This is a genomic window from uncultured Dialister sp. (genome assembly GCF_937959425.1).
Taxonomy (GTDB): Bacteria; Bacillota; Negativicutes; order Veillonellales; family Dialisteraceae; genus Dialister.
In genome coordinates, this window is record NZ_CALGPS010000161.1 from 1 (window position 1) to 10,251 (window position 10,251).

The 10,251-nt window shown below is 51.2% G+C and carries 2 protein-coding genes; both read right to left on the reverse strand.

Annotated features, from left to right (window positions below; translation table 11 throughout):
- Nucleotides 1–232 precede the first annotated feature (232 nt).
- Nucleotides 233–1,480 (reverse strand): tyrosine--tRNA ligase, encoded by a 1,248-nt coding sequence (gene tyrS, locus Q0482_RS06635; protein ID WP_299144878.1) that lies wholly within the window; start codon nt 1,478–1,480, stop codon nt 233–235.
- A 1,559-nt stretch (nt 1,481–3,039) separates the two neighbouring features.
- A complete protein-coding gene (locus Q0482_RS06640) occupies nt 3,040–9,219 on the reverse strand; it encodes an ESPR-type extended signal peptide-containing protein (RefSeq protein WP_299144880.1) in 6,180 nt (2,059 codons plus the stop codon).
- Nucleotides 9,220–10,251 lie beyond the last annotated feature (1,032 nt).

Genomic DNA, 10,251 nt, shown 5'->3' on the forward strand with positions numbered 1-10,251 from the left:
AAACTTGCCCACCCCCGCACTCGGGGGTGGGGGGACCACGTAGTGGTGGAAGGGGGCGCCGCCGCAGGCGGCAGGGAGCTGTGAAAAAATGTTCAATCATTTCTTCACAGCCCCCTTACGTTACGGGATTTCCTTCCCGCCTCACTCGTCATCCCGGTCAGCGGGAAGGAGCCTGACAAAGCCTGTCCCACGTAAAAAGCCCTCCTTTCGGAGAGCTCTTTATGTGGATTTCTTATTTCACTTCGATGGAGAAGTAATTTTTCTTTCCTTTTCTAATGATGATGAATTTGCCATCGGTGTTGGGATGGGCGGAGACGGTGGCTTCTGTATCGCGGATCTGCTCACCGTTTACGCGGATGGCGCCGTTCTTTACGTCTTCCCTTGCCTGGCGTTTGGATTTCTCCACGCCGCCCTGCACCAGAGCTTCCACGATATTAATCGGTGCTTCATGGACTTCGCCGCCCTTGGTGTTGCGGAAAGCTCCTTCGATTTCATCGCCCGAGAGCTCCTGGATGTTGCCGGAGAAGAGAGCCTGGGTCACCTTTTCGGCCTGGGCCAGTCCTTCTTCGCCGTGGACGAAGCGGGTGACTTCTTCCGCCAGTCTTCTCTGGGCGCTTCTGTGTTCCGGATGTTCTTCCACTTCTTTGGCCAGAGCGTCGATTTCCTCATGGGAGAGGAAGGTGAAATATTTCAGGTACTTCACCACATCCCGGTCATCCTGGTTGAACCAGAACTGGTAGAATTCGTAGGGAGATGTCTTCTTCGGGTCAAGCCATACAGCGCCGCCGGCGGTCTTGCCGAACTTGGTGCCGTCCGCCTTCAGCATGAGGGGGATGGTGAGGCCGTAGGCATCATGCACATCTTCCGTCTTGCGAAGGAGTTCTACGCCGTTGGTGATGTTGCCCCACTGGTCGGCGCCGCCGATCTGCAGCTGTACGTCGTACTTGTCGTAGAGCATTTTGAAATCGATGGACTGGAGGATCTGGTAGGAAAATTCCGTAAAGGAAATCCCTGTATCCAGGCGGGAAGCTACCACTTCCTTAGCCAGCATGGTATTGATATTGAAAAGCTTGCCGTAATCACGAAGGAATTCCAGCAGGGAAATCTTGGAAAGCCAGTCATAGTTGTTCACCATGGTGAAGCCGTCTTCTCCGAAAAGTTTCTTCATCTGGGCAGTGAGGCATTCCGCATTATGCCGGATGGCCTCCTGGGACTGGAGCACCCTTTCCGTCTTGCGGCCGGAAGGATCGCCGATGGAGCCGGTGCCGCCGCCGATGACGATGACCGGATGATGGCCGGCCAGCTGGAAACGCTTCAGGATCATGAAAGGAATCAGATGACCGATATGCATGCTGTCTCCGGTAGGATCGATGCCGCAATAGAGGGAAATGGACTTCTCCCCTACCAGCTTGTACAATCCTTCCTCGTCTGTCTGCTGATTGACAGCGCCACGCCATTTCAGTTCATCAATAATATTCATGGAACTCCGCCTTTCTTTATGCAATATCTATCTGAATAGATTCAATATGTACCACTATAACACAATTCGTAAAGGATAGATATGGAGAACATAGATTCTTGAAGTAAAAAGCGCAGAGGGCTGCGCCGTGGGTTGTGTAAAAGGTTCTCAGGTTTGACCGGCCGTTGGCCGGAGGGTTCTCAGGTTTGACAGCGGCCTTTGGCCGCTGAGGGTTGTGGATTGCCCTGCGGGCAATGAATTTATAATGCCGCCTTTGGCGGCCCCCCCTTGGTGCCTTACGGCACCACCTTCCCCCCGCTGTGCGGTGGGACTACAACCCGCAGAGGAGCAATCATCTCATAAGCATCTCAAAGCATAGCGCCGCTAGAATCTGCCCCTCCGGGGTGGCAAGCGAACACGATTTGTAAGGGAGCGAAGCGACCTGAAAATCGTGTGAGACGCTTTCCCGTGGAGAGACGCCGCTGCAGGCGGCAGAAGGGGTGCATTTCCATCGCGCCGCAGGCGCGGTTGTATGGTTTTCCCCGCTGCTGCTTCCATAAACATCACTTGACGCCACTATCCAGCATCCATAGTGCCCCCTGAACAGGGGGAAAGGTGGTGGCGCCAGCCACCAAAGGGGGCCGCTTTTCCATCGGGCAAAGCCCGGTTGTATGGTTTTATTCATCAGTAAGAGCGGCATCACGCTAAATTGGCCACTAACGTGGCCACCCCCTATCCGGCTGCGCCGGACTCCCACCCTATTCAGGGGGGAGAATAAACCGCTCTACGCTCCCCGTGGAGTCATGTAGCACATTGCTGAGCACCCATAGTGCCCCCTGAACAGGGGGAAAGGTGGTGACGCCAGCCACCAAAGGGGGAACGCATTTCCCTCGCCCGTAAGGGCGGTTGTAAAGGTTTTATCATACTGGCGCCTTCTATAAATTTAAAGGCGCCCACCACGGCCTTTGCCCCCTGAGCGACAGCGAACACAACCCTTGGCACCGAGGGCCGTCAGGCCCGATGGATGCCATATGCCCCTCTGCCGCGCAGTGGCAGGCCCCTTCGGGAATACGACCTACCACCCCCACTGAACCCTGTGCACTCTCCCCCTTTGGTACTACGTACCACCTTCCCCCCGCTGTGCGGTGGGACTACAACCCGTGCTTAATGTAGAGCAACTTTTGAGAAAAATGATTAGCGGAGCTTTGTTCTGCCACCGCTTGCGGGGGAAGTCCCGCGAAGCGGGCAAGGGGGAACGCTTTTCCCTCGCCCGCCAGGGCGGTTGTAAAGGTTTTATCATACCGGCGCCTTCTATAAATTCAAAGGCGCCCACCACAACCTTCACGCCGAAGGCGTGTCAAACCTGAGAACCTTTAGCCCCTTCGGCCCGTAGGGCCGTCAACCCTCACGCCCGCAGGGCGTGTCCATATCCCATTGCAAAACCCCCGGGACAAATGTCTCGGGGGGTTTGCTCGTCCCGCGCCCTCCGGGGGGAAGGGCGGGGATTATATCCTCAAATCACTTTCCTTCGTTTAAGCAATCATCCGGCTTGGAGGGATGAAGGAGAGCGATTTACGAGGTCAGGCTCTTTTCTGGGCTGCCATGGCCTGGAGTTCGGGGCGGAATTCTTCCACCAGTTTCTTTTCAGCCTTAGCGCCTTTGGAGAGGGCGTTGTAGATGATTTCTGCCATTTCATAGCGGGTCATCTGTCTCTCTCCATGGTACTTGCCGTCTTCATAGCCTTCCACGATGCCATTGCCTGCCAGGCGGGAAACAGCTTCGTAGGCCCAGTGGTTTTCCGGAACGTCCGGGAAATCTTTCGACATGTTGGGGTTCAGTACGGAGAGGAGTGCGTCCATGCGGGCGGTGAGGTCGTCCACTTTAGCGCGGAGTTCCTTATTTTCCGCTGCAGCCGCCTTCATCTGTGCCTCTTTGGCTTTGTTGCCGCCGTGGCCGAGACGGAGGGATACGCCGCCGCCGAACATATTCTCACCGGTGCCCATGGCTGCGGAGGCATTGACCATCACGTTTTCATTGGGCCGGTAGAATACGCCTACCGCGCTGGCAGTTTCGCTGCCGGAGCTGCCTACTGCTGCTGCAATGTTCCACTTGGAGTCTTCATCAAATTCCAACGGATGGAGGTTTGCCATGGCTGCTGCATTGGCGCCTACCTTGTCGATCTTGTTGTCCAGCTTATCCACCCTGGTTTCCACCGCACCCACACGGGTTTCCAGTCCGCTGACCCTGGTATTGGTTTCATAGAGCTGTCCGCCGGAAACGGCATCAGTGGAGCCTTCGGAAATCTTTCCCTGGCCTACATTCCTGATAACCTGGTTATTCGCATTGATACCATCTTTATCGATGTAGGTCTTGTCTCCTACCTTGTAGGAATCAGCGGTTACTGTACCTGCTGTTACTGTATCTGCGGTTACACCGCCGGTGACGGAGAGTCCCTTGTTCATAGTTACAATATCATTGAATGTAGCCTTGCCGTCAAATTCGGAAGAACCGGTTACCTTGAGAGTATCTGTAGTGGTTGTTCCTTTGACAGTCAAATCCTTTTCAACTGTCGCATTGGACTTCATGGTTACATCGTCAGTGAGAGTAGACTTGCCATTGACTGTCAGGTCCTTTTCAACTGTCGCATTGGACTTCATAGTTACATCGCCGGTGAGAGTAGATGTACCGGTTACAGAGAGGTTGCCACCTACGCTGGTATCACCGTCAATAGTTGCCTTTCCATGAACGCCCAGGTCTTTCATCACTTCCGCATAGTCCATGGTTGCCTTGCCGGTTTCCAGTGTGTTGCCGGAAATGGTGGTCTTTGTGACTTTGCCTTCTTTAATAGCAGTGCTATTTGCCTTATTTTCAAAGGTGGTACCCTTGGTATCGCTGGTTACTGTGTTGTCGCCGGTGATATTGGTAATCTTGGTGGCAACGTTTCCGATTTCACCATCTGCCCAGTTGATGATATCGCCGGAAGCTTCGTTCAGGATATCCTTCGACTTGTTGTAAATGGTGCCGCCTTCTGCGGTATTGGTGATGCCATCAGCAGTCATTTCACTCTTCACTTTAGAGCCGTCGCCAATCTGGCTGGTAATCTTGTCCGTTGCGGTGTTGGAAATATCCTTAGCGCTGGTAGCTACTTCGGAAGCGGTCTGCTTCACTTCACTCTTGTTCGTACCATCGGTTACGGAACTTGTAATTGCCGGATTTGCTGCATCGTCAAGGCTCTTAAGCACATCGATGACGCTGCTGCCGCTGGTCAGTTTCGATTCAGAGGAAAGGGCTTTATCCGTAGCCACGTTAGACCCGTTTCCGTTCTTTACGGTGTTGGTGATGCTGTCCGCCTTCTGGCTGGAGCTGGAGAATGCACCGGATGCGGTATCGGTAATCTTAGTGGTATCTTCGGAAACCGTCTTCATGTTGTTCAAAGACTTAGTCGTTTTTCCGTCAGCGTCTACTTCTTTCAGCGACGTATTCACGCTGCCTGCCAGCTGGCTTTCGGTGCTGGTATTGGTGCCGTCGGTGACTACGTTGATGTCCTTGGTAGCGGTCTTGGTGAAGGTGTTGTTATTCTTATCATCCACCACAGATTCTTCAATCTTATTGACGGTCATAGAGCTGGATACGTTGTTACCTACGGAGTTCTTGATAGACTTAGAAGCGGTATTTTCGATTTCCGCCGCAGAGTTGGACAGTTTTTCCACTGCAGTATTGCTGATGTTCTTCGCACTGTTAGCAATGGTTCCGCCAGCTGCGCTGAGGTTGATATCCTTTGCATTCTGGCTGATACCGGTAATGGTCTTGCCATCGGTAACTGCACTGCTTACAGTGGCAGTCGTGGTATCTTTCACAATGTCAATCAGTGTAGTACCGGATTTCAGCGCTTCTTCCGCTTTATCTACAGTCTTGGTTTCAGCATAGAAGTGTGTATCGTCTGCTTTGATAAGCTGTTCAGATTTATCCACCGTATTATTGGTGTTGTTTGCCTTTGCTCCTTCGGTGATGGAGGAAGCAAGGCTCTTGGCATCCTGGTTCACAATAGTGGTGTTGGTGCCGTCGGTGACGGCGGAAGCCACCTGGTCAGCTTTCTGCAGGCTGTTGGAAGTATTGGTTCCATCGGTGATATTGGTGTTGGTCTGTCCTGCAATGGTATCGATGGTAGTCTTCTTATCGCCTTCGATGAGCTGGGATTTTTCTTCTGCTGCGCCGCGGAGGTAGGAAGCGGTCTTACCATCGGCCTGGCTCATTTCTTCCGTTGTCTGATAGGACATCTGGGTAGAGGTATTGGCGCCGGCATCGTTGGATACTTTGTTCACAATGGAGCTGGACGCTTCGGTTTCTACATCGATTGCCTTATTGGTAATCTTGTTCTTTGCTGTGTTGTTGATATTTTCAGCGGTGAGGCTGCTATCGCCGGTAACAGTGGTGGTCTGGTTTCCGCTTACGGTGGTGGACAGGTTAGCCTTGTAGTCTTCTGTCACATCGCCGGTAACGGTAGTGGTCTGGGTTCCGGTAATGATATTTGTCTGATTGCCGTTTACGGTGTGTTTTTCTTCACCGGTTACTGTGGTTTCCAGGCCGCCGTTGTAGGCTTCAGTCTTCTTGCCGGTTACCGTTTCTTCGCTGGTTCCAGCTACCGTTTCGCTCTTGTTTCCACCGATTGTGGTTGTCAGGTCATTTTTGAAATCTTCAGTTACCTTTCCGGTTACAGTAGTTTTCATTTCTCCGCCAACGGTAGTTTCCAGATTCTTGCCAACGGTGTTGGTCATGTTTTCAGAAGCGCTGTTCACCAGGTCTTTGGCGGTGTTGGAAATCGTTCCGTTTTCAGCGGTATTCTTGATATCCGTAGCGGTCTGTTTGGTGTAGGTCTTGTTTGTTCCGTCAGTAGCGTAGGTGTTGAATCCTTTATTGCTCAGGTTGGTGGAAGCGGTGTTCTTCCCGTCGGTAGCGGTGCTCTTGATGCCCGTTTCTGTCTGGTCAACGGTGGTTGCATTGGTTCCATTCTGGATGCCCTGCAGGATCTTCTTCAGGTTCTGGGTGATATAGGATTTCTGTTTTTCATCAGCCAGGCTGAAAATGGTGGAGCCAGATTCACCTGCAGCCATGGTAGATACATTCCTAGTTGTGCCGTTGGCTGCCGTGTCTGTTCTTCCTTTTTCAGTTAATTTCGAAGAACTTGTGTAGGTTCTTCCATCATCTGTGTTTACTTTGCTGTTTACAGAAGTCACGTTTCCGCCGTTGATGGTGGTGAAGTTATTTTCATCCAGCCTGCTGGAGAGGGTCTTGGCATTGAATTCGCCTTCTACAGAAAGGTCGCCCTTTACATCCAGGTCACCGCCGATTTCAGCATCGCCGGTAGTTTTCAGAGTGCCGGTTTCAATTTTATTAACACCAGTCAGATTACCCCCTGTAAGAGTTGCGGTACCATCGGTGATACTGCTGCCCTGTACTTTGCCAGTAGCGGTCATATCCCCATTAATGGACGTATTACCGTTAATATTAGCTGTTCCGTTAACGGTAATACTGCCACCACTAATACCACCTGTTACAGAAAGGCTTGCTCCTGTCAATGCGCCGCCTGCGTGGATGTCACCCAGTGCGGAGATGTTGCCCGTGGAAGTTACGGTGCCACCGGTAATGGTGCCGCTGGTGTTGATATTGCCATTGGTAATGGTAGCAATCCCATCGGTCAGGGTCTTGCCGGTTACCGTTCCGTTGCTCATGGAAGCGCCCTTACCGTCGGTTACTGTTTCACCGGTGATGGTTGCCTTGGAAGCGACATTTCCATCTTCATCCACGGTGAAGGCCCCGTTGGCCCCTTTGATTTTGCCGTCAGCGCTCATAGCTGCATAGGCTGCATCATAGGTATCGCCGCCGGTGTAGACACCGTCTTTATCCACCACACTGCTGTTGGTGCCAACTTTGATGCCCTTGTCGTTCAGGGTAATCTGATTGTCATTGTCCTTATTCAGAATCAATTCTTTGGCATCGGTTTTGGAGGTAGTCACGTTGCCTTTTTCGTCAATTTTAGTGGTGTTCTTCTGCAGCACATTGTCGTCGCTCAGGCTCAGTCCGCTGTTCACGGCTTCCACCAGTGTCGTATCAGCTGCTACACGGGCTGCCAGTTCATTGGCATCAACCTGGCTCAGGGTATTGAACCCATTAGCCATGTTCTGATTAATCGAGTTGACGCTGGCTACCAGGTTGTCATTCACCTGCTGAATCACCTTGTCCTGAGCTGCATCTGCGCCAAGGCGGGCAGCCGTTTCCTTTGCCAGGCCGGCATCCAGCAGCGCCACGTTTTCGCCGATGGTGTTGGCCTTTCTCACAATGGCCCCATCGTCCTGCAATGCAGCGTCAGTCTTGCTTACATAATTATCAGATGTCTGTTTTTCCAGATATTCTTTTACATTGGTAATCCGTTCATCCAGGGCATTCAGGTTCTGGCCCACAGTCTGAGACGCAATAACAGATGTCCCGTCTTTGGTCGTTTCATCAGTAATTCCCGCTGTTGCGGAAACGGTTCCAGTGGAAACGCTGTTACCTTTAATTGTGGTAGAGGAAGAAGTTTTTCCTCCATCATTTGAATAAGTAAAAGTTGTCCCGGTCGATTTAGTAGCAGCCTGGGAATATTCTCCTGTAGTATCTCCTGCAGTATCAACAACCTGTCCAGTTGCCTTGCTCACAATCGCTCCAGTTATGGCGCGATATTCTGTATAAGCAGTACCGCCATCATTGGCAAGTCCTGCCTCCGAATTATTGACTACACCAATCTGTGCTCCGCTTCCATTGACCTGAAGAGTTGCGCTATACTGATTGCCTTTATATGTCATGGATTCATTAATAGAAGTACTATTAGCAGCTGCTACTCTGTTAAGAGACCCTGTCTTGGCTTCCAACGCGGACGTTCTGGAGTCCAGTGCGGAATCAGCTGATTCACGGGCAGTTTTCTCGGTATCAATATTGTTCTGGAGCTGCTTATCTGCATTTTCCAGATTAGTCACCGAGTACTTCCGTTTCCTAGCTTCATCGTCAATCGCTTTCTGCAGATTCGTATCTGCTGTATTGACTTCAGTTTTGGTAGCAAATGTCGTGTCGGCATCGGCCTTGCTGTACACATCAACCGCATTTGCTTTGGCATCTACAGCCTTCTGAAGGTTCATATCAGCAGTTTCACGGTCGGTGGTTTCTTGGGCCAGGCTTTTCTTTGTGGCAAAGGTATCATCTGCAACATCTTTGCTATATACGTCAGCCGCATTTGCTTTGGCATCTACAGCCTGCTGAATGGTTTTATCCGCGTTTTTGCGGTCCGTTGCTTCTGTATCGATATTGCTCTGCAAGGTTGTATCGGCAGCTTTACGGTTTGTAGCTTCGTTGTCGATATTGGTCTGCAGGGTCGAATCTGCTGCTTTACGGTTTGTAACTTCGTTGTCGATATTGGTCTGCAGGGTCGAATCGACATTTGCACGCTCAGTTGCTTCTGTGGTCAGGCTTCCCTTTGTGGCAAAGGTATTATCTGCTCCATCTTTGGTGTACATCGTCTGCTGCGTAGTGCTCGTATCCGTGACCGTCACGATGTCCGCGGCCCAGGCGAAGTTTGGACCCATAAGAGCTGCTGCCACCAGCAGAGCTGCTGCCAGTCTCTTCAGTCCTTTTCCTGTGGTTTCGCCCTTGGTGTGGCCTTTGGCGATTTCTGATGCCACCACATAGGTGTGCTTCGCTTTACTCCAGATGACTTTATAAATCTTATTCATGGTGTTACCCTCCTTTAAATGGAAATGATAGATGCTCCGAATCATTTTCTTGCGGCTTAGCGCCGGATGTGCCGCATTTTTGACTCACATAGCCCCAGGGGGTTCGTCCCAGCGGCGGAACCGGTTTGTACCCATGCCTCCTTTATCCGGTTCTTATTGTGTATACTCATATCTTCAAGGCTCAGAGCGGGCCTTCGAATCCGTTTATACAGATTATGCAGAAGGACTATACAGGTGCTGCCGGCTGCGTTTTTTCCCAAAGCACAGGGAAATCGGTCTTTCTTTTCGTCTTTTCCTGTTTTGGGGCGCACGAAATAAAGGTCAGGGGTCAATAATTTTTTCGACTTTCGACGCTGTCTCAGTACCTATGCAGTTCTTCCGTTTCATCTGTCATTACTATAGCGTAAAAGGTTTTTCGTTTCTATTTTTTCTGCAAAAGTGGTCGTTTTTCTGCAAAAGTGGTCAATTTTATGTCCAAGTGGTTTTCATAAGCATGAAAAAAGCTCTGCCGGCTCTATTCCGACAGAGCTTTCCCATACTTCCTGAAGAAGCAGGACCTTATATAACGTATATTTATGCATATTATTCACACTTGCAGGGTTGCCATTTCTGCCGGATTTCACAGAGCGGCGGCTCTCCGCTCCCTCCACAAAAGGGTATAACCTATGCGGGAACATGCAAAATATATACAAAAGTATACCTTTTACTTCTTATTTCTCACACCTTCTCCCATAGCCGGGGCTGGGCTTTCTGCTTTTCCGGCCTTTGAAAACACAGGGGTATCCATAAAACAGGGCATCCTTTTCTTTGGAAATAAAAAATCCTCCTGCAATGGAGGGTTTGTGGGGCCGCAAAGAGGCGGATGAAAAGGTTCTTAAGATTGACCGGCCGATGGCGGTCGGGTTCTTAGGTTTGACGGCCCTTTGGGCCGAGGGTTGTGGATTGCCCTGCGGGCAATAAATTTTATAAACCGTCTGCGGCTGACCCCTTCCGGCTCGCTGCGCTCGCCACCCACCCCTTAAACAGGGGTGG

Coding starts and splice junctions, on each gene's coding strand:
- Q0482_RS06640 (WP_299144880.1), bottom strand. CDS start 9,219: ATGAATAAGATTTATAAAGTCATCTGGAGTAAAGCGAAGCACACCTAT.
- tyrS (WP_299144878.1), bottom strand. CDS start 1,480: ATGAATATTATTGATGAACTGAAATGGCGTGGCGCTGTCAATCAGCAG.